6 protein-coding genes are annotated in these 24,401 nt (G+C 48.3%); 2 read left to right on the top strand and 4 right to left on the bottom strand.

The features are described from left to right. Positions 1–77: 77 nt before the first annotated feature. The gene (locus IQP38_RS01555) at positions 78–1,154 is read left to right on the top strand and encodes a PQQ-dependent sugar dehydrogenase (protein ID WP_193837224.1); all 1,077 of its coding nucleotides are present in this window, start codon (positions 78–80) and stop codon (positions 1,152–1,154) included. Between the two features lie 142 nt (positions 1,155–1,296). Next, positions 1,297–1,911 carry an HAD family hydrolase gene (locus IQP38_RS01550; protein ID WP_005388252.1) on the top strand — a complete coding sequence of 205 codons (615 nt, stop codon included), beginning with the start codon at positions 1,297–1,299 and terminating at the stop codon, positions 1,909–1,911. A gap of 108 nt (positions 1,912–2,019) precedes the next feature. Here IQP38_RS01550 and IQP38_RS01545 read toward each other — a convergent pair whose 3' ends face one another. The 4 genes from IQP38_RS01545 to IQP38_RS01530 all read right to left on the bottom strand — a co-directional run bounded on the left by IQP38_RS01545 (position 2,020) and on the right by IQP38_RS01530 (position 24,385). Beyond that, positions 2,020–2,499, bottom strand: a complete 480-nt coding sequence (locus IQP38_RS01545; protein ID WP_005388254.1) for a Dps family protein — start codon at positions 2,497–2,499, stop codon at positions 2,020–2,022. Between the two features lie 299 nt (positions 2,500–2,798). Then, entirely contained in the window at positions 2,799–4,799 is a 2,001-nt protein-coding gene (locus IQP38_RS01540; protein ID WP_053303759.1) for a HAMP domain-containing methyl-accepting chemotaxis protein, read from the bottom strand. Between the two features lie 121 nt (positions 4,800–4,920). Then, entirely contained in the window at positions 4,921–5,274 is a 354-nt protein-coding gene (locus IQP38_RS01535) for a hypothetical protein (RefSeq protein WP_005453713.1), read from the bottom strand. Positions 5,275–5,707: 433 nt separating this feature from the next. Then, entirely contained in the window at positions 5,708–24,385 is an 18,678-nt protein-coding gene (locus IQP38_RS01530) for a tandem-95 repeat protein (protein ID WP_193837223.1), read from the bottom strand. Between the last annotated feature and the right edge of the window lie 16 nt (positions 24,386–24,401).

Raw genomic sequence — 24,401 nt, 5'->3', positions numbered from 1 at the left:
TACAAGTGAATCTCTGCCAAACATAGTCTTTTAGTGTTAGCTTTTAAGTATTAATACGATTCATATTGGAAGGAACCATGAGAACGATTGCTGCTACCCTACTCGCTTGTTTATCCTTTTCTGCCAACACTGCCGAATACCGCGCCAACGAAGTGGCGAATGGATTTCAGATCCCTTGGGGGATCGAGTTCTTAGATAACCAACGCGTTATCGTCAATGAAAAGAACGGTACGGTTTCGTTGCTGGATATCACCAAAGGCAAACCTCAAAAGCTGTTTAACGTTCCCGATGTGAACACCAGTGGACAAGCCGGCTTATTGGATGTTGCGCTCGCACCGAATGCCGATAAGCAAAACCCGCAACTCTTCTTTACCTACAGCAAGCGTACGAGCAAAGGTAATACGGTGGCGTTAGCGACGGCGCAATTGCAAAACAATCAACTTGTGGGTTGGAACGATCTCTTTGTTGCTGATGCCATCACCGACACGGGTCGCCACTACGGCAGTCGAATTTCATTTGTAGACGATAAAGTTTACTTCTCAATCGGTGACCGTGGCGAACGTGATAATGGGCAAGACAGTCAAACCCATGCTGGCAGTATTGTGCGCCTTAACCTTGATGGTTCGGTTCCGCAAGACAACCCATTCAAACCTTCCCAAGCTCGTCCTGAGATATGGAGTTACGGGCACCGCAACCCACAAGGTATGTTTTACGACGAAGCAACAAAACAGCTGTGGTCGATTGAGCATGGACCACGCGGCGGCGATGAAATTAATCTAATCAAGAAAGGCGCGAACTACGGTTGGGCTAAAGTCTCTCATGGTAAAGAATATTGGGGACCGTTGGACGTTGGGGAAGCTAAGTCGTTACCGGGAATGGAAGATCCCAAGCTGGTATACATCCCTTCTATCGCACCCAGTAACATGATTTTGTACCGAGGCGATAAATACCCAGAATTGGACGGGAAAATCCTCGCAGGTGCATTAAAACTGGCGCACATCAACGTGGTTTCTATTGATAATGGCAAGCTCACCGAATCAAAAAGATTGATGGAGAGTCTTGGAGAGCGAGTAAGAGATATAACCATCAGCCCCGATGGCTATATCTATTTTTCTACCGACAGCGGCAAAATCTTTCGTCTTGAGGAAAGGTAATCAAACACTAAAATCGTTAAGACTATTTAATTTGTGACGTACTAGTGATTTATTTTCGTACAATCTAAGCAGAAGAATCTAAACTTAACAATAACCTTTTGTTTTTTAAAACGATAGTTCGGTTAAGTTGTACGAGGTCATTATGATTCCATTCCCTTTACAGCTCGATAAAATTAAAGCCGTGGTGTTTGATTTAGACAACACCTTGGTGAGTTCTGATATGAACTTCGGCGAATTGCGACAACAGCTAGGTTGTCCGCAGAGTGAAGATCTATTGGATTTTGTCGACGCACTTGAGCATCCTCATCATCGAGAGCACGCTCATAACGTGATATTTGATTACGAGATTTCTGATGCTGAGCAGTCTGCTCCAATGATTGGCTGCCATGAATTGCTCGCCCACTTGCATCAAAATGAAATCAAAACCGCTATCGTGACGCGCAACTGTCAAATCGCCACGCAGCGCAAACTAGAACACAACCAAATCTCAGTGGAACGAGTCATCACTCGTGAATGCTTCCCGCCCAAGCCAGACCCTTTGTCTCTGCAGGTATTAGCGAAAGAGTGGCGTTTGATGCCGGACGAAGTGCTTTATGTCGGCGATTACCTTTACGACTTACAGGCAGCGTATAACGCTCAGATGCCGTCTTGTCTTGTGCATCATGGTAATCAAGAAACCTTCAATGACTCAGCCTCGTTGGCGCTTAATGAACTCAGTGATTTATTGAGCCGTTTCGAATCCTTACCACGCAAATAAAGCACACATATAAAATACGCAAACAAAAAAAGGGGCACCAACGTGCCCCTTATGACTTATTCCCGATTGTTTCATGCGTTCCCAAGGATTGCTTGGGTAATGCGCTGCTTAGCCTTGTAGGTAAGCGTTAAGCATCCACATTAATTTTTCTTGCTCACGGATGTAGTCACCCATCAATGCCGCTGTACCTTCGTCATCTGCTTCACCCGCGTTTTGTAGAATCTCACGCTGTTTTAGAAGTAGAACGCTAAAGCCTTGAACCAGACCTTGTACACACTCCTCACCAGAAGTCGCGTTTTGATGTTCTTTAATTTCACTTGCTTCCAAGTAGTTGCTGAATGCGTGCGCTGGCGTATGACCCAAAGTTAGAATACGCTCTGCAAGCTCATCGATTTTTGTTTGTAGATCAGTGTAGATCTCTTCAAATTTTACGTGCAGTTCGAAGAATTGCGCACCTTTAATGTTCCAGTGGTAACCGCGAGAGTTCATGTACAACACTTGGTAATGCGCTAGCAGTTGATTTAGCTGTTGAGCTAGTTGTGCTGATTGTTCGCTGTCTAGACCAATTAGGCTTACTTGTTTGTTCATAATCTTGCTCCTAGAAGGATGATACCAATCGTAGTAACGAACGATTCTCTTACCGGGATTGGTATAAAGTTTAAAAATTCTTTTGCAGTATTTGCTGCCGATGGAGTCATATTACGACTCCGGCTCGGCGAAGAGAATTTGGTTTTAGCTATGATTTAAATAGCCAAATCCAATGAGCAAGCAGACGAATATCGGCGTATCATCCAACAAAAAGCCCCAACCCTTTTTGTGTAAAAAGGATTGGGGCTTTTTTACTATTTGGTTAACGTTCAAAAGTCGATGAAAGATGTAAACCTTATCTACGCCGTTTTGAAAGTTGCCATCTGTTGATTCAGCTCAGTAACTTGCTCTTTTACTTGCAATGATGTCTCTGATGCACGTTGGCTGTTATTCGAAACTTCATCCACTGATTGAGTAATACCGGACATCAATCCAGTGATCGAATTGGTCGCATGAGATTGCTGCTCTGCCGCTGCTGCAAGTTCTGCCATTTGCTCATTCAAGGAACCTATTTGCTCAGTAGTAACAAGCAAACGAGTTACCGCTTTTTCAATGTGCTCAGCGCCCTGCTCCGCAAGTGATTGACTGTGTTCAATCTCCTCTACCACCGAATTGGTCGAGCGTTGAATCGCATTGATGATACCGTTGATTTCTGTCGTCGATTGAGTAGTGCGAGTCGCTAACATACGTACTTCATCCGCCACAACCGCAAAGCCTCGTCCTTGGTCACCCGCACGCGCTGCTTCTATCGCGGCATTCAATGCCAGTAAGTTAGTTTGTTCTGCTAAGCCTTCAATCACCTCTGTAACTCGGCCAATGGCTTCGCTCTCTTTGCTTAACTGCGTCACCTGCGTACTCGCGGTTTCAATGCTGCCGTGCAAACTTTCCATAGTGACTTTGTTTTGCTCTAAAGCATCACGACCTTGTTCAATCTCGCCTTTTGAATCAGAAAGCTTCTGCACTGATTGGTTGGCTTGATCTAGGGTGTTACGCGCGGCTAAAGCGATTTCATCCAATTGGCTTCCCATTTCAACAATGCTGGTCTGTTGCTGTTCTACATTCGATGAAGTGACTTGCGCCGATTCCAACAAAGCCCCCATACTGGTATCCACTTGGTGCGCTTTCTCACTCACCCCTGCCACGATGCTCGCTAACGATTGGTTCATGCGGTTAATCGAATCGGTAAGGTCTGCCAATTCATCTTTCCCAACAACAGTTAACGGAGGCTGAGAAACGTCCCCTGAAGCGATCGTCTTTGCACGCTCCGATAAGTTTTTCACTCGGCGACCAATGGTGTTGCCCATGTATTTTGAAATCGCTACTGCGGCAAACAAAACCAATGCCGCGGCAATCAGCATGGTGGTGAGTACGTTTTTGATCGACTGATTAATGCCCTGTCCACTTTGATCTGCACGACTTTGCTGAGCCAATACGATCGTTTCTAAGCTTTGGTCTAGTGCATCCGCTGCTGGCAACAGTTCATTCGCCATTAACAAGTTTGATTCGTTCCACTCTGGCGATTGACGCAATGCAATTACCTGCTCTGCTAAAGGAAAGTACAGTTGCTGCATTTCTTTAAACAGTGACCACAAAGATTGGTCGTTATCAGTAAGTCTGTCGAGTTTGCTATCGATTTCCGCCACAGATTGATTGTGGTATTTAATCAAGTCGTGGTATTTGTCTAGGTGATCTTGCTGCCCGTATAACAGGAAATCTCGCAGTGCAGACAGTGCATTGGCGAGCGAGGTATAGCTGTCGGCATAAACTTTGAACAGACGTTTTCTGTCTCCACCGAATGGGTTTCCTGACTCTTCGTTGATTAAGCTTTGAAGCTGGTCAAGTGCCACTTCTGCAATGGGTGCCGCTTCGTTAATAAAGAGGTTGTGTGCGGGTAAGTTCTCATCACTGTGGCTAAGTTCAATCAGCTTGTTTAGAGAAACTTTTACCGCGTCCCACTGGCTTTGGATCGCTTGAAAATCCTGTTCAGAGATCAACGCCTGCAACGTTGGAAGCGACTCGTCTGTAGATGCCATGATATTACGCACGTCCTCACTCAGACGTGCGCTCGCCTCTTCATCGCCACCTAGCAACATGTAGGCTCGAATCGAGGACAGCGACGCTTGAACGGACTGTTGGATACCGCGACTGGTGTCGACGGTCGGTAAATCGGATTTAAGTAACGAAGAGGCGTATTGCTCTACGGTAGTGACGTTGCGATACGTGAATACCGCTGATGCCATAAAAAGTACGGCTAGCAGCACAAAACTGAGCTGCAACTTCCCTGATATCGTAAGGTTCATCCATAAACTCCTGACAACGATGAGCCTTAAATATAACGATGTTTACAAAAATGTTAAATACAGGTGTCAAAAGTTACTAAGAAAACCATGTAAACCACTATTTTAAGCTTATAAATAGGGCTTATTCGAAGTATGGTATGCGCTCACTACGTAAAATCAGATAATTAACGTAAGTCGTTTCTAAGCAGTCTTGCTCCCACAACGAAAGAATCCGCTTAGTGGCGAAGTAGTAATCTTTATTACGCAGTAACACGCCCACCGTGCGACTGAGCTGCTCAAAGCGCTGTTGCTCATTAGCAGAGATGTAATTGTCTTCATTCTGAATGATGGGCGCCAATCCATCGGCAAACCAATTGTTCAGAATTTCACGCATCTCAAGTTCTGACTCCGGCACATCCATACACGACAACTCACGATGCAGTGGCGGCGGTACTATGTACTTTGACGCTTTTGGTGAACTGACATAACGGTACATGTCGCTCCTCCTTGTAAATGACTCTTATACCCAAGTGACTTCAAGATGCAGGATTCAGAGCGTTGTCATTGATTCGGGGTCAAGGAAAACAACGCAGCGTAATAGTCAGCTCTTTCCAAGTTGTTTGATACAGAAGCCGAGTCAATGACACGCTCCCGAAGGGCGAGCTGTCTTGGTTTGTATACTTTGTTGTCGATTCTTGATTTAGACCCACTAGACCTTTAAATCGCCGCCGCGTCTACAAACCAAGCCATTCTCGCTGAACCTAACATCTCGAGGTTACTTGGGTATAAACTAGCTAAGAATACTTTTTTCAATTTCCAAGTTTTTTTTCTACAGCTCATAGAAAGAAACCCAACAAAAAAGCCATGCAAAGTAGGCCCTGCATGGCTTTGGTTTGGGCAGCAATGACACTGACCTCGTCTAGGACCGGTTACATTGAGCTTTGATCGAAATCGTTGCCTTGGTCAGTACCCGTTTGAGTATCCGAGTCGAAGCTGCCAGAGTCATCCGTGAAGTCAACACCTTGATCTTGACCTCCCGCACTTGTCCAGTCGCTGCCGCCAGATTCCATACCCGCCATATCTGGTTGCTGATCTTGAGCAGAACTTTGCATGGTGTATTGATCATCGACTTCAACTTCAACTGTACCACTCGCACCTTCTACTGCGCTGCCCAATTCGTCGTAACCTTGGAATTGGATTTCGCTCGTACCTTCGTAACCTTCTGGTAGGTCAACCGATACTGGTTGGTTCAGGTTGCCACTTAATGTGAAGCTGCCATCGCCATTATCTAGTGCGTTGCTTACTGATGCACCATCAGGTAGACCGGACATTTCTGCATAATCCACCGATTCGTTACCACTGACCTCATCTGGAACCGAGATAGAAATGGTATCGCCTGGTGCTGCAGTCACATCAGCTGCGCTCTCCTCTTCACTGTCTGCACCGTTTGCTGCTTGCTCTTCAGGCTGTTGCGCTTCGCCAACTTGCTGCTCTGATGATGCTTGAGCAGTTTGAATTTGTGGCTCGTCACTTTGCGCTGAATCGTCCGCAACTTGGATGCTCAGATTCTGAGTCGATACTTCACCGTTGTCGTTGACCTGAACATCCATAGCCAAATTGCCATCGAAGTCATCGTTCGGCCAGTATGTCCACTCTTCATCACCTGATTTCGCGAAGAAACCAGCATCGTTTGCATCGGCTACATCCAACACTTCTGCTGAAGGGCTAATGCCAAGCTCATCAATCAACTGTGCTTCCGTTAGGGTTAGTGAACCATCATCAGCCAGTGCGTAGCCTTCGCTAGTTGTGGTTTCACCCTCACCTTGGATGTCGACATTAAAGAAGCTCTCAATGCGGTTTTCACCGTCAGTTGCAATAAAGCCAACTTGAACATCTCCGGTGTAGCCTTCTGCTGGTGTGAATTGGTAGTTACCTTGGTTATCGGTCTCTATCACACCTTGACCTTCCATTAGGCTCACTGACTCAATGCTCAAGGTGTCGCCTTCAGCATCGCTCAAGGTCGATAGCATGTCATCATTGGTGAACGACAAGGTGCCATCCGCTGCCATTTCTGTGGTAGAAATACTGTCGATTTCTGGAGAAGCATTCTCTTGCGGTGCGTCTTCTTTCACGACCACGCCTGTTTGCTCATCATGAAGCACACCGTCTTTATCAATCACGTAAGCGATATCCGCTTCACCAGTAAAGCCTGGTGCTGGATTGAATGTCCATGTGCCATCACCGTTATCGACTATCTCACCTTGGCTGCGATCAGCTAGGTGAACGAATTTCACTTCATCACCCGCGTCAGCGTCTACGTTTTCTGCCAATCCGATTAGGTCATCAGCGGTTAGGATAACGGGTTCACCCGCTAGGGTTTCGAAGTCACCTGAATCGATACCATCTTCGAACTCTTCTGGCTCGTCACCATAATCCACCGTTGTTGCGGTCACGGTTACGAAGAACTCGCCATTAAAGTCAGCCGGAGGCGTCATTTGCAGGTCTGAGATATCCCACTCGTTCAAGTCGATGTATTGACCCGGTTCCGTAATGGTAATGGTGTTCACACCATCCGTAACTTCGAAGCCAACAGGGAAACCAGTCATCACTAGGTTACTTAGCGTTTCTGAATCGTCGATTAGACCGACATTCAAGCCTAGGTGACCCGTTTCGTCCTCACCGAACACTAACGGACCATCATGGTCGGTTGTGATGACTGCGCCATCCGCAACAGGGCGAACAAACACTGGTACATCAAGTACCGTCTCAAACTCACCGTCACTTACCACAACTTGCAAGTCAGAAACCCCTGCAAAATCGCCAGTCGGTGTGAATGTCCAAGTACCGTCACCGTTGTCTGTTACCTCACCACCATCTTCACCTTCTGCGGTGATAATGCGTGATACGACTAGGTTTTCAGTATCGATATCGCCGAACAAGTTCATCAGGTCGCCAGCGTCGAAGGTGAATGCGCCATCCTCGTCGGTTGCCATAAAGGCATTACCCACATTGAATGGAGCATCGTTGACTGGAATGACATCCACATTCAACGAGCCTTCAACCACTTCTTCACCATCCGTCGCGGTGTAGCCCAGTTCCACCAAACCATTGAAGTCTTGAGTGGTCACCAAGTGGTACATACCATCTGGTTGTTGGGTTAATGTCGCGTTTGCAGGAGCACGAACCGTGATGCTTTCTACGCTGATTTCGTCACCATCAAGATCCGTAACTTGATCAGCGATGTAAGCTGGGTCAATCACCATGACCACATCTTCTTCGCCTTGCATCTGGATGGTTGGCGCTTCTGGTGCATCGTTAACCGCTTCGACGTTTAGATTGCCTTCAACCGGCGTAACTAAATCACCATCGCTGACGCCGAACGACATTGGCACATCACCATTGAAGTTCTCAGCCGGAGTGAATGACCAAGTACCATCACCGTTGTCTAGCAAGTCACCGTATTGCTCATCAATCACTAAGTCGACAGCAGACAGTTCGTCGTAGGTGTTATCGATGTCTGTCGCGTTAACAAGCAACATGTCCTGCGTGATAAGAATGGTGGTATCTTCGGTGCCAGCAATATTCACTGGCGTTGATTGCGGCGCATCGTTAATTGGGTTCACCGTTAGGTCGACGCCCACTTCCACGCTCGCACCATCGTTATCAATCAAGTCGAAGCTTAGGTCGATATCGCCATTGAAGTTCGCATCAGGCGTAATCGTAAAGCTACCATCTTGGTTCTCAACAACGGTTGCATTGGCTACCGCGGTTAAGTTCACTGCTTCTAGATTATCGCTGTCTACGTCACCCGCTTGAGCCAGTAACTGCTCTTGACTCAATGTGATTGAACCGTCTTCATCGACGCTGTAAGCCAAGTCGCCAGATACCGGAGCATCGTTGACTGGCAATACATCAATGTTCGCGTTGGTTGTCGCTGTTGCACCGTCTTCATCAGCGACGACTACGTCTAGGCTTACGCCACCGTTGAAGTTTTCATTTGGTGCGAAGCTGTAAGTGCCATCGTCATTCGCCGTTAGAATGCCGTCGTTACCACTGTAAGAGACGCTTTCTAGGCTCACGTCGCCTTCCACATCGCTTGATTGCGCTAGCAGTTGCTCTTCCGTGAAGATAATGACTTCGTCTTCATTGACAGAGTAACTTGTCGCACCTGCGATTGGTGGATCGTTCACCTCAAGAACGGTAATACCCGCAGTGGTTGAGTCTGTCGCACCCTCTTCATCGACAACTACAACGTCTAGGCTGACCTCGCCATTGAAGTTCTCGTTTGGAGAGAAGGTGTACGTACCATCACCATTGTCTTGGAACACGCCATCTGCGCCGCTGTAGCTGACACTATCAATCGCGACTTCGCCTTCGACGTCAGATGAGTTAGCCAATAACTGCTCGTTACTGATGGTGATCGAATTGTCTTCATGCACCGTGTAAGACGTGCTGCCTGCCACTGGTGGATCATTCTCTGGCGTCACACTCACATCGATATTCGCGGTCACGGTGTCCGTGCCATCGGAAACATCGAAGGTAAAGTTTACGTCGCCATTGAAGTTTTCGTTCGGTGCGAAGCTGTATGTGCCATCGCCATTGTCAGTAAGAACACCGTCCGCGCCAGTGTATGTGACACCTTCTACCGATAGGTCATCGCCATCGATATCGGTTGCACCATCCAACAGGTCTTGATCAGTAAAGGTCAACACGCCATCTTCACCAATGGTGAACGCTTGATCTTCTGGCTGTGGTAGGTCGTTAACTGGATTAACCGTTAGATCTGCCGTCGCGACCAAGGTGTCAGAACCATCACTGATATCAAACGTGATATCAATGTCGCCATTGAAGTTCGCGTCGGGCGTAATGGTAAAGCTACCATCGTCATTAGCCGTAACCGTCGCATCACCGTCAACCACTAGGTTGGAAGCGGTTAGTGCATCACCTTCTACATCCGTTGCTTGAGCGAGAAGCTGCTCTTGGCTTAGCGTGATTGAGTTGTCTTCGTCGACACTGTAAGCCAAGTCACCCGATACTGGGGCATCATTGATTGGCAGAACATCAATGTTTGCCGTCGTCGAAGCGGTCGCACCATCTTCGTCCACGACTACAACATCAAGGTTCACTTCACCATTGAAGTTTTGGTTTGGTGCAAAGCTGAACGTACCATCACCATTGTCGGTAAAGATACCTTCGCTGCCACTGTAGCTCACGCTATCTAGTGCTACCTCACCTTCAATATCGGAAGAGTTTGCCAACAACTGTTCTGCACTGATGGTAATGACTTCATCTTCATCAATGGTGTAACTGGTTGTGCCTGCGATTGGTGGATCGTTCACCTCAAGAACGGTAATGCCCGCTGTTGTTGTATCAACCGCGCCGTCCTCGTCAACCACGACAACATCTAGGCTAACATCGCCTGTAAAGTTTTCGTTTGGTGAGAAGGTGTAAGTACCATCGCCATTAATTTCGAGCACACCGTCGTTACCGCTATAGCTCACGCTGCTGATCGCAACATCACCCTCGATATCAGACGAATTAGCCAGTAGTTGCTCGTCACTGATGGTGATCGAGTTGTCTTCATGTACTGTGTAAGACGTGCTGCCCGCCACCGGAGGATCGTTCTCTGGCGTAACTGTTACATCGATATTTGCCGTCACTGTATCCGTGCCATCGGAAACATCGAAGGTAAAGTTTACGTCGCCATTGAAGTTTTCGTTTGGAGCGAAGCTATACGTACCATCGCCATTGTCAGTTAGGACACCGTCCGCGCCTGTATAAGTCACGCCTTCAACTGTTAGGTTGTCACCTTCTACATCCGTCGCGCCTGTTAACAAGTCTGCATCTGTGAAGGTAAGAAGACCGTCCTCACCCACAGTGAACACTTGATCTTGTGGCTCTGGTGCGTCATTCACTGGTGTTACTGTTAGATCGAGACCAGCCGCAACCACTTCTTCACCATCCGTGACATCGTAACTAAACTCGATATCACCGTAGAAGTTCTCGCTTGGAGTAATGGTGAAGCTGCCATCCTCGTTCATTTCAACCGTCGCATTTTCATCATTGGTGCTTAGGTTGATTGCACTTAAGTCATCGCCATCGATATCAACAGCGTGCTCCAGTAACTGTTCTTGAGTCAGCGTGATGCTGTTGTCTTCGGCGGTGACTGCCGTGATATCGCCCGTCACTTCTGGTGCGTCATTGGTCGGCGAGATATGAATCGTCACATCTTGCGTCGCTGTCGCTGTGGTTCCAGTATCAACATCTGTAGAGGTTGCATTCACGGTTAGCGTCACATCGCCGTTGAAGTCCGCAGAAGGGATAAACTCTAGTCCTTCTAGCTCGCCTGGTTGTAGTGACCAAGTGCCGTCGCCATTATCAACACCTGCTGATAGTGCGCTGCCTTCTGGCACATCTTCAATCAAGATAGCGAGGTTTTCTGAACCATCGGTATCGGTCAATGCGGCATCAATATCAAGCGGCACTGGTGTATCTTCGGTACCAATGATTTGGTAATCCGCGTCCGCTACCGTGATTTCGATGTTGTCGATGCCGAATGACTCGTCAGGAATACTTTGGTTTAGCGTAGAACCAAAGCCTAACTGAAGCTGACCGTCTTCCACCGGAACGGTTAAGTTCACTTGGTGTGCTTGGTCATTCCAACCACTGAAGCCTTCACGTTGAGAGGCTCCATGAATCACTTCACCCACTTCGTTACCGTCAGAGTCGTATAGCGTTGTCGTACCATCTTGAGTACGGAACGCTGAGTTCTCTAACGTCGTTAGCTGTTCACCGCCCACAAAGATTTGGAACGACTCGCCATCCCATGAATCGATTTCGTAGAAGCTAAACGAGATATTAACTTCGTTGACATCGCTTGGAATATCGTAGGTTTTGCTGACCGCTTCATCACCGCCAGTGCCACCAATACGACCCAGCATGTCGCCCGTTTCGAAGCCTTGTGAACTTTCAGTGCTCACGTTCCAACCGTTCGAGCCAGACTCGAAGTTGTCCGAAGCAATCACCAAGTCCGAAGCAATCGAAAGCTCTGGCATATCAACCACAGATTGAACATCAATGTTCGCTTCTGCTGGCACGGTTGCGGTGCCATCGTTGACATCAAACGTCACGTTCACGTTGCCATCGAAGTTTTCATTCGGCGCAAAGGTGTACGTGCCGTCACCGTTGTCGACTAAAGTACCGCTGTCAGAAGCAACGTTTTCAACCGTTAGGTTATCACCATCGATATCACCTGCATTTTGCAGCAGTTGCTCTTCGGTAAAGGTGAAGCTGGTGTCTTCTTGCGTGACGAACTGTGGCTGACCAACCGTTGGTAGGTCGTTTACTGGGTTCACAGTCAGATCGGCAGTGGCTTGAATGGTGGCATCGCCGTCCGTAATGTTGAAGCTCAGATCAATGTCGCCATTGAAGTCTGCATCCGGGGTGATTGTGAAGCTGCCGTCATCGTTCGCAACAACGGTCGCATTGCCATCAACTGTCAGGTTGGATGCGGTTAGTTCATCGCCATCCACGTCGCCGGCTTGAGCAAGAAGTTGCTCTTGGCTGAGAGTGATAGAACCATCTTCATCAACGCTGTATGCCAAATCACCTGATACCGGAGCATCATTGACTGGAAGAACATCGATGTTTGCATTGGTTGCTACCGTCGCACCATCTTCATCGGTCACGACTACATCTAGGCTGACATCACCGTTGAAGTTTTCGTTTGGTGCGAAGCTGAATGTGCCATCGCCGTTATCGGTAAAGATACCGTCGGAGCCACTGTAGCTGACGCTATCAATCGCGACGTCACCTTCAACGTCAGAAGCATTCGCCAACAGCTGCTCAGAGCTAATGGTGATGACTTCGTCTTCGTTGACTGAGTAGCTAGTTGCACCGGCAATTGGCGGATCATTCACCTCAAGAACAGTAATGCCAGCGGTGGTTGAATCCGTCGCACCGTCTTCATCTACCACGACAACATCTAGGCTGACTTCACCATTGAAGTTATCGTTTGGCGAGAAGGTGTAAGTACCATCACCATTGTCTTGGAACACGCCATCTGCGCCACTGTAGCTCACGCTGTCGATTGCTACTTCGCCTTCTACGTCAGATGAGTTAGCCAATAGTTGTTCGTTACTGATGGTGATCGAATTATCTTCATGCACCGTGTAAGACGTGCTGCCTGCCACTGGTGGATCGTTCTCTGGCGTCACACTTACGTCGATATTTGCGGTCACGGTATCCGTGCCGTCAGAAACATCGAAGGTAAAGTTCACGTCGCCATTGAAGTTTTCGTTTGGCGCGAAGCTGTAAGTACCGTCACCGTTGTCGGTTAGGACACCATCTGCACCAGTGTAGCTCACACCTTCTACCGAAAGACTATCGCCATCGATATCCGTTGCACCATCAAGCAGATCTTCATCAGTGAACAACAAGACGCCATCTTCACCAATGGTGAACGCTTGATCTTCTGGCTGTGGTAGGTCGTTAACTGGATTAACCGTTAGGTCAGCTGTTGCAACAATAGTGTCGCTGCCGTCGTTGATATCGAACGTGATATCAATGTCACCATTGAAGTTCGCATCAGGCGTGATGGTGAAGCTGCCATCATCGTTTGCCGTGACCGTTGCATCACCGTCAACAACTAGGTTAGATGCGGTTAGCGCGTCGCCTTCTACATCCGATGCTTGGGCAAGAAGCTGCTCTTGGCTTAGCGTAATTGAATTGTCTTCATCGACACTGTAAGCCAAGTTGCCCGATACTGGCGCATCGTTGATTGGCAAGACATCGATGTTTGCGTTAGTTGCCGCAGTTGCACCGTCTTCATCAACAACCACAACATCTAGGCTCACATCGCCATCGAAGTTGGCGTTTGGTGCGAAGCTGAATGTACCGTCACCGTTATCGGTAAAGATACCGTCGGAGCCGCTGTAGCTCACGCTATCAATCGCAACTTCACCTTCAACGTCAGAAGCGTTCGCCAACAGCTGTTCAGAGCTAATGGTGATGACTTCGTCTTCGTTCACTGAGTAGCTGGTCGCGCCTGCGATTGGTGGATCGTTCACCTCAAGTACTGTAATACCCGCGGTAGTTGAATCCGTCGCACCGTCTTCATCGACCACGACAACGTCTAGGCTCACTTCGCCATTGAAGTTCTCGTTTGGCGAGAAGGTGTACGTACCGTCACCATTGTCTTGGAACACACCATCTGTGCCGCTGTAGCTAACGCTATCAACTGCGACATCTCCTTCGACGTCTGATGAATTCGCCAGTAACTGCTCGTCACTAATGGTGATCGAGTTGTCTTCATGCACTGTGTAAGACGTGCTGCCTGCCACCGGTGGATCGTTCTCTGGCGTGACTGTCACATCGATATTCGCGGTCACGGTGTCCGTGCCATCGGAAACATCGAAGGTGAAGTTCACGTCGCCATTGAAGTTTTCGTTTGGAGCGAAGCTGTATGTGCCGTCACCGTTGTCGGTTAGGACACCATCTGCGCCAGTGTAGCTCACACCTTCTACCGATAGGTCATCGCCATCGATGTCCGTTGCACCATCAAGCAGATCTTGGTCAGTGAAGGTCAACACACCATCTTCACCAATGGTGAACGCTTGATCTTCTGGCTGCGGCAAGTCATTAACTGGGTTAACCGTTAGGTCCGCCGTTGCAACAATAGTATCGCTGCCGTCGTTGATATCGAACGTGATATCAATGTCGCCATTAAAGTTCGCATCTGGCGTGATAGTGAAGCTACCATCGTCGTTTACCGTAACCGTTGCATCGCCATCAACCACTAGGTTAGACGCAGTCAGCGCATCACCTTCTACATCCGATGCTTGAGCAAGAAGCTGCTCTTGGCTCAGTGTGATTGAGTTGTCTTCGTCAACGCTGTACGCCAAGTTACCCGATACTGGTGCATCATTGATTGGTAAGACATCGACTGTGATGTAAGTATCGACCTCTGCACCATCTTCATCGCGAATGGTCACATCCAACTGTACTTGGCCATTGAAGTTTTCATTCGGTGCAAAGCTACAAGTACCATCACCGTTTACTGAGAAGATGCCATCTGGACCGTCGTAGCTGATGCCTACTAGCTCAACATCCCCTTCAACATCCGAAGCATTCAGTAGCACTTGCGATTCACTGAAGGTTAGAACTTGGTCTTCATCGATAGTGTATGCGGTAGGACCTGCGATTGGTGGGTCATTTACCTCAATCACAGTAATGCCTGCAGTGGTCGAGTCCGTTGCACCATCTTCATCGACAACGACAACATCTAGGCTCACCTCGCCGCTGAAATTTTCGTTTGGTGAGAAGGTGTACGTACCATCACCGTTGATTTCCAGCACGCCATCGTTACCGCTGTAGCTCACGCTATCAATCGCCACTTCGCCTTCTATATCAGACGAGTTAGCCAACAGCTGTTCGTTACTAATGGTAATCGAATTGTCTTCATGAACGGTGTAAGCCGTGCTGCCTGCAACTGGTGGATCGTTCTCCGGCGTCACGCTTACGTCGATATTCGCCGTCACGGTATCCGTGCCATCGGAAACATCGAAAGTGAAGTTCACGTCGCCATTAAAGTTCTCGTTTGGTGCGAAGCTATATGTGCCATCACCATTGTCAGTAAGAACACCGTCCGCGCCTGTGTAAGTGACGCCCTCAACAGATAAGTCATCCCCTTCAATATCGGTAGCGCCTGTTAGGAGATCCGCATCAGTAAAGGTCAGCACACCATCTTCACCAATGGTGAACGCTTGATCTTGTGGTTCAGGCGCATCGTTAACTGGTGACACCAATAACTCAAGGTTGGTTGAGACAACATCATCGCCATCAGACACATCGAACGTAAAGGTGATGTCACCATTAAAGTCCGCATCTGGCGTTAAGGTGTAAGTACCGTCACCATTGTCTGTGATGGTGATGTTTTCATCATCCGTTGCCAAGTTCAGTGCTGTCAGTTGGTCTCCATCCAAGTCACGCGCATTAGCGAGCAAATCTTCTTGCGTGATTAGGATTGAACCATCTTCTTCAACCACAGCAGAAACAGGCAATGCTTCAGGCGTATGTTCAATGTGAGCACCCGTTGCATTGACGTAGATGGTTTGAGAAACGGTTTCAGAATCATTATTTGATAGCTCTGTCGCCGTTGCCGTTACATTGATTTCTAGCTGTTGGTTAAAGTCTTCTGGCAATTGAATCTGTAGCTCTTGTTCAATTGCTGTGGTTGGAAGCGTTACAGAACCATCTGGACCGACTGTTACTTCACCGCTGTAGATCTGGCTGTTCACTTCACCTACATCAATGGTGAAGTTGAAGTCACTATAATCGGCATCGCCGCCACCGTAGAGATCTTCAAAGCCGTAAACCAGTTCACCGTCTTCGTTCACAGTAGTTCGAGTATGTTCAATGCCATCTTGGTTGAGCTCTGAGCTTGTGCCGCCATGGAAGACTGCATCACCAAATTGGCTTTGAATCACGGTTTCAGAACCATCAGCACCCACAAACACGAGTTGTGGGTCGACCGTATCCATGTTCGCAGGAGAGCCATCTGCCGCACGGAACTCATACTGACCATCTTGCATGGACGCAAAGTCATTGAAGTTGTGACCGTTAGGAATCAAGAATAGGTTGAAGCTTTCCCCTTCCGAGATTTGGAAGCTGAACTGATCTTGTCCCGGTACGAGGTCACCGCCGCCGCCAACTTGAGAAGCGTTTTCGTACACCACTTCAACACCCGTGATGTTGCCATCTTCATCGACTTTGTAGTAACCCGCTGTGTTTTGGTAACCCGCGGTTTCACCTTCAAACGTAACCGTGATTTCAGTATCGTTGAAACTGGTGATACCGTTGTCTTGATCGTTAAGTACCCCTTCGTTGTCGTAGCTGATCACCGAACCTTCTGGAACACCATCAACGGTCACAGTCAGCGTTTCTGACAAGTCTTGGTCAACCAATGCTGCGGCGATGTTCACTTCAACAACACCGCCTGGCTCAACCAAGATTGCTTGATCATCCACGTTTCGACCGTCGCCATCAGTGATGACTAGGTCTGGCGCATCTGCCACGGCTTCGATATGGACATTAATGTCTTGCTCAACTTCATCCGTACCGTCAGAAACCGTAAAGCTGAATTGCAAGTCACCACTGAAGTGCTCTTCTGGTACGAAGCTAAATGTACCGTCACCGTTGTCCGTTACAGTACCTCCATCACCCGAGTAGTTAATGCTGGTAACGGTGAGGTCATCACCATCAATATCAATCGCACCACTTAGCAGATCTTCTTGCGTGAACAGGATGCTGCCATCCTCTTCAATGTGGTACATGCCAGGCGCAACAATTGGAATGTCATTAACTGGGTTCACCGTCAATGTCATTTCATTGGCAACACTCAATTCACCGTCGCTCACTTCATAAGTAAACTCGATGTCTCCATTGAAGTGCTGTGAAGGCGTAACGGTAAAGGTGCCGTCGCCGTTATCCACGATAGAGGCATTCGGATCATTGGTTTCTAGTGCCGTTGCGTATAGGTCATCACCATCTTGATCGCTGGCATTTTCAAGCAGCATTTCTTGTGTCACGAGAATAGAACCATCCTCGTCCACGCCTGCCACGATTGGTGCTGCTTCTGGTGCATCGTTGACGAACTCAACTTTCAAGTCGATGTTTGCCGCCACCACATCGGTGCCATCGCTCACATCAAACGTAAGGTCAACATTACCAAAGAAGCCCTGCTCTGGCGTTAACGTGTAAGTGCCATCGCCATTGTCTGTTACTTGAACCGTATCGCTTAAGCTCGTCACGTTCACAACAGATAAATCATCGCCTTCGATGTCCGTTGCTTGAGCCAGCAGCTCTGCTTCAGTAATCGTGATAGCTTCGCCGTCTTCTGTGGTGAAGGACAAATCAGGCACATCTGGTAGGTCGTTCACTGGGTTAACGGTGAGGTTTAGATCCGCGGCGACGGTTTCAATCGCGTCAGTTACGTCATAAGTAAACTCGATTTCACCAAAGAAGTTTTCACTCGGCGTAATCGTGAAGCTACCATCAGCGTTCTCAACGATGGTTGCATTAGGATCGTTGGTCGATAGGTTCACCGCTTCAAGGTTGTCACCATCCACGTCCGTCGCGTTCGCTAACAAGTCTTCTTGAGTGATGGTAATTGAGCCATCTTCATCGACGACCGCATCAACCGGGCCGCTGACCTCCGGACCTTCGTTGACGATCTCAACATCGATCTTCGCAGTGCTTGGTGCACTTGCTTGACCATCGCTGATGTCGAAGGTCAGGTTCACTTCACCATAGAAGTTCGAAGTTGGTTCGAAGGTAAAGGTGTTGTCGCCGTTGTCTGTCAACGTACCTTGTGACTGGTCAACAAGCAGCAGATTCTCGATATGCAGAATGTCGCCATCAACATCGGTCGCACCTGATAACAGGTCTTTTGCTTCGATGATGATCGTGCCGTTTTCTAGCATTTGAGTATGCAGCGGCGCACCAGGAACTGGCACATCGTTGACCGGAATAACGGTCAGATCTAGATGGGTATCGACCTCATCGGTGCCATCAAAGACTTTGTAATCGATGTCGACTTCACCATGGAAGTTTTCATTCGGCATAAAGGTGTAAGTGCCGTCGCCATTATCGACAAGCTCACCGTTATCACCGCTGTAAGAGATATCAGAGATAGACAGCGCATCGCCTTCCACATCACTTGCATTGGCAAGCAGATCGTCCGCGCTAAACGTAATGCCCACATCCTCATCAGTCGATAACACAATCGGACCAGAAACGATTGGCGCATCGTTTACTGCTTCGAAGTTGATGTTGATGATGTTGTCGTCAGTGAGTTCACCATCCGTAACTTGGTAACCCAGCTCAATCTCACCGTAGAAGTTCTCATCTGGTGTGACTGTCCATGTACCATCGCCGTTGTCGGTTAACGTAGCGTGCTCCGCGTTATCCCCCACCAGCTCTAGGCTTTGAATATCAAGTACATCACTATCGATATCACTCGCTTGTGCGAGAAGCTGCTCTTCTGTGATTACCACAGAGGCAAACTGCGTAGAACCTTCGGTATCGATGGTCACATTTGGCAGATCAGCCGTCAGTTCGATTTCACTGTCACCTTCTCGGATATTCAGTTCTACCGTTTCCGTGATTTCCGTGCCGTCCACGCCAATAGATGTGAACACCGCTTCATCATGACAAGTTTGCGAAACCGTCATGTTTTGAACCACGTATGTACCGTTACCTTGAATCGTACCTAACTCAAAGTAAGACACTGGCTCGTTCACCGTTAGGGTGTAATCCGTCTCATAGCTACCACGATCTTCTTTGTGGTAAGTCATCGAGTCGATCAAGTCACCATCGGAGTTGAAGGCGCGAATTTCGACTTCGGTAAAGTGGCGAGACTCTTCCATAAACCAGCCGCCTAGACCATCAAGGTGGAAGCTGATTTCGTTGATGTCTTGACCTTCAACAGTCACAGTCAGTTTTTCATCACCGCTCAAGCCTTGGCGGTCAGTATCACCAATACCGTGACCGATGTGTGTTTTACCATTCCACGCACCGAGTGGGTCATCATTACTTTGAACGGTAACTTTCAAATCACCATCAACAAACTCACGTGTGTAAGGGTCAACAGCAGTACCCCAATCATCAAGGCTGGCGTTGTCGTCAAAGGTACCAATTTGACTCGTATGCGTACCGTTTGCCAATGCATCATCATTTGGAATGAAGCGCACTTCCGTGTCTGCAGGAACCTCCTGCCCGACTTCTAGCTGTACCCATTCGTCATTTAGATTTGCTTCAATGATGCCGTTTTCAGGGGCTTGGTCGAGACGTAACGCAGGCTCTTCACGCAGAGAAACACCTACGGTTTGGTCTTCTTCTGCTTGAATAAAGATCTCGTCGCCCGCTTCTGGCGCATCGTTGACAGGATTAACGGTCAGATCCAGCGTGGTAAGAACATCATTTTCGCCATCGCTGATGTTATAAGTGAAGTCCAACTCACCGTTAAAGTTTTCCGTATGCGTAATGGTGAATGAACCATCGTCGTTGGCTACGATCGTCGCATCTGGGTCATTGGTTTGTAGATTGCTAGCAACAAGGTCATCACCTTCAATGTCTGTCGCATTCGCAAGCAACTGTTCTTGTGTGATGGTGATGGCATTATCTTCATCCACCTCAGCTTGAATGCCTGACGTTTCTGGTGCGTCGTTCACCGCGATAACATCGATGCCTGCGGTTGTTGTATCCGTTGCACCATCTTGGTCGATAACCGTAACGTCGAGAGAAATGTTACCGTCAAAGTTTTCATTTGGCGTGAAGGTATATGTGCCGTCGCCATTGTCCACGAAGCTACCGTCGTTACCAGAGTAGCTAACATTCGCCAAGGCTACGTCACCTTCCACATCAGAAGAGTTGGCTAACAACTGCTCGTCACTAATGGTGACTTGACCGTCTTCTTGAACCGTGTACGACGTTGAACCTGCAACCGGTGGATCGTTAACTGGTGTCACGCTGACATCAATGAATGCTGGTGTTGAACCTGTGCCGTCAGACACATCGAATGTGAACTGAACATCACCGTTGAAGTTTTCATTCGGCGCGAAGCTGTAAGTGCCATCGCCATTGTCGGTAAGCACACCATCCGCACCTGTGTAGAGTACGTTTTCGATAGACAGATCATCGCCGTCAATATCCGATGCGCCTTCCAATAGGTCTGCATCCGTGAACAGCAAGGTGCCATCTTCTTCTACCGTGAACTGTTGATCTTGCGCTTGTGGCAAGTCATTCACAGGATTAACTGTAATATCCAGACCAACTTGTACCGAGCCACCATCGTTATCAATGATATCGAAGGTCAGATCTAGGTCGCCGTTGTAGTTTTCATCCGGTGTGATGGTGTAACTGCCATCATCGTTGTATTGAATCGTCGCGTTGTCATCTGTCGATAGATTGATGGCTTCAAGGTTCTCGCTATCAATATCGCCCGCTTTGGCAAGCAGTTGCTCTTGGCTTAGCGTAATTGAGCTGTCTTCGTTGATGGTGTAAGCCAAATCGCCCGATACTGGTGGATCGTTGATTGGCAATACGTCGACATTGATGTGCGTATCAACGGTTGCCCCATTCTCATCTTGAATGGTCACATCCAACTGAACTTGACCATTGAAGTTCTCGTTTGGCGCAAAGCTACAAGTACCATCGCCATTGACGGTAAAGATACCATCCGAGCCTTCATAGCTGATGCCAACAAGCTCTACATCACCCTCGATATCAGATGCGTTGGCAAGAATTTGTGACTCACTGAATGTCAGTACTGAATCTTCATCAATCGTGTAAGACGTTGGACCGGCAACTGGAGGATCATTCACTTCAATGACCGTAATGCCTGCGGTCGTTTCGTCAATCGCACCTTGCTCATCCGCCACAATCACATCAAGGCTGATATCACCATTGAAGTTCTCATTCGGCATGAAGGTGTAAGTACCGTCACCGTTGTCTTGGAATACGCCATCGGTGCCTGAATAGGTCACGCTATCGATGGACACTGCGCCTTCCACATCCGAAGAGTTAGCCAGAAGCTGCTCGTCGGAAATGGTAATCGCATTATCTTCATCAACCGTGTAAGACGTAGAACCCGCAACCGGAGGATCGTTCACTGGAGTGACGCTCACGTCCACATTGGCTGGTACGGTCTCAGTGCCGTCAGAAACACCAAAGCTAAAGCTGACATCGCCGTTGAAGTTTTCATTTGGTGCAAAGGTGTAAGTACCATCACCGTGGTCAGTCAGCACACCATCGCTGCCTGTGTAGCTAATGCCATCAACCGTTAAGTTATCGCCATCGATGTCGGTCGCGCCAGCAAGCAAGTCTGCGTCAGTAAACTGAAGCGTGCCGTCTTCTTCAACACTAAACTGCTGGTCTTGAGGAACAGGAAGATCGTTAACCGGATTAACCGTTAGATCCGCCGTTGCTTGGATAGTGTCTGTGCCGTCCGTAATGTTGAATTGGATATCAATGTCACCATTAAAGTCCGCATCTGGCGTAATCGTGAAGCTGCCATCGTCGTTCGCTGTGACGGTTGCGTTTCCATCTACACTCAAATCGCTAGCAGTCAGACCATCTCCCTCAATATCAGACGCTTGAGAAAGAAGCTGTTCTTGGCTGAGTGTAATCGCACCGTCTTCATCAACGCTGTAAGCCAAATCACCCGATACTGGCGCATCATTGATTGGCAATACATTCACATTGATGACGGTATCAACTTCTGCCCCATCTTCATCTCGAATGGTCACATCAAGTTGAACTTGTCCGTTAAAATTCTCGTTTGGCGCGAAGCTGCACGTGCCATCATCGTTAACGGTGAAAATGCCATCCGGACCATCGTAACTAATGCCAACAAGCTCTACATCGCCTTCCACATCAGAGGCATTCAACAGCACTTGCGACTCACTAAAGGTCAGAACTGAGTCTTCATCAATGGTGTAAGAAGTTGGTCCTGCGACTGGTGGATCGTTCACTTCCAGCACCGTAATGCCAGCAGTGGTGGCATCCGTTGCGCCTTCTTCATCAGCGACGACAACATCAAGCGTCACTTCACCATTAAAGTTTTCATTTGGAGAGAAGGTGTACGTACCGTCACCATTGATTTGCAACACACCATCGCTGCCAGAGTAGCTCACGCTATCTATCGAGACATCCCCTTCTAAATCCGAAGAGTTTGCCAACAGCTGCGCGTCAGAAATGGTAATAGAGTTGTCTTCGTGAACCGTGTAAGACGTTGAGCCTGCCACCGGAGGATCATTCACCGGCGTAACGCTCACATCTACATTCGCTGAAACTGTATCTGTGCCATCAGATACGTCGAAGCTGAAGTTTACATCGCCATTGAAGTTCTCATTTGGCGCAAAGCTATACGTGCCATCGCCATTGTCAGTTAGAACGCCGTCGGTGCCTTCATAGCTGATTCCCGTTACAGAAAGGTCATCGCCTTCAATGTCGGTCGCACCAGCAAGCAGATCCGCATCAGTAAATTGCAGCGTGCCGTCCTCTTCCACACTGAATTGTTGGTCTTGAGGAACAGGCAAATCGTTGATTGGGTTAACGGTTAGATCAGCGGTTGCTTGAACGGTATTCGTGCCATCTGAAATATCGAAGCTGATGTCGATGTCACCGTTGAAATCTGCGTCCGGTGTGATGGTGAAGCTGCCATCGTCGTTTTGAGTCACCGTCGCGTTGCCATCTACCGAAAGATTAGATGCCGTCAGTGCATCACCTTCCACATCGGAAGCTTGCGACAACAACTGCTCTTGGCTCAAACGAATCGAGCCATCTTCATCCACCGAGTAAGCAAGATTGCCAGATACTGGTGCGTCATCGACAGGCGTAACACTGACATCAATGTTGGCAGAAACCGTATCCGTGCCGTCGGACACATCAAAGCTGAAGTTTACATCGCCATTGAAGTTTTCATTTGGCGCAAAAGTGTAAGTCCCGTTACCGTTGTCGGTCAGGATGCCATCGCCACCATCGTAACTCACACCCTCAACTGTTAGGTTATCGCCTTCAATATCCGTTGCGCCAGCAAGCAGGTCAGCATCGGTGAAGATCAGAGTTCCGTCCTCTTCCACCTCAAAGGTTTTATCTTCAGGCACTGGTGCGTCATTGATTGGACGAACAGTTAAATCAATCGAACTAGAAATGGTTTCTTGACCATCACTGATATCAAACGTTAAGTCGAGTTCACCATTAAAATCAGCTTCAGGTGTGACGGTATAAGTGCCATCACCATTATCCACAACTGATGCATTAGCACCCACTTGCACGTTAAATGCGGCAAGATCATCGCCATCAACATCACTCGCGTACCCGAGAAGTTGTTCTTGAGTGAAGGTAATAGTGCCATCTTCATCCATGATGTATGCCAGATCTTGCCCTACTTCTGGCGCGTCATTTTCACCTTCGACTTTAATTTGGAACGTCTCGCTCGTAGTTTCGGAGTCGAAATCGTCTTCTACTTGCGTCGTGGTTTCTTCGCTGGTGTCTTGTACATCCACCGCGAAGCTCTCTTCAGTGGTTTCTGAATCTAGCTCGTCACCACCTTGAGAACCTTCAGAGTCTGAAGAAGCACTTGGCGCAGATGAAGTTTGTACCGCTTGTCCTTGCGCTTCATTGCCTTCTGCGTCCGAACCACCTTCAGAGCCAGAGGCATCACCACCACCGACCGCTTGGGCACCCGCCCCAGAATCCGAACCACCGCTGCCCAGAGCCTCGTCACCTGATTCTCCGCTAGAAGCTACACTATCAACAACATTGGATTGTGCAGCGTCAGAGTCGCTGCTACTTTCAGTATCCTCTTCTTGAACTGCGCCACCCGAGCTCACTGCTTCTTCTTCCGTACCCGCGCCACTAGGATTTTCTTCCATCGCACGATTGGCTTCATCAACAGCATCTGCACTTTCAGCACCAGTCGCTACAGTCGAAGAGACGGTCGACTGCTGTTTTTCTTCTTTTGTCCCCGTATCCTTCGTTTCTGTTTGCTCTACCGCATCGTTAAGCTTTTCATTGTCTTTTTCTTGATTAGTGTCGCCTGCCATTACAGCCTCCGTTGCT

Source organism: Vibrio sp. OPT41 (genome assembly GCF_015163595.1).
GTDB lineage: Bacteria > Pseudomonadota > Gammaproteobacteria > Enterobacterales > Vibrionaceae > Vibrio > Vibrio alginolyticus.
The sequence above is the reverse complement of the archived record's forward strand: the minus strand, read 5'-3'. Positions and strand labels throughout refer to the sequence as shown.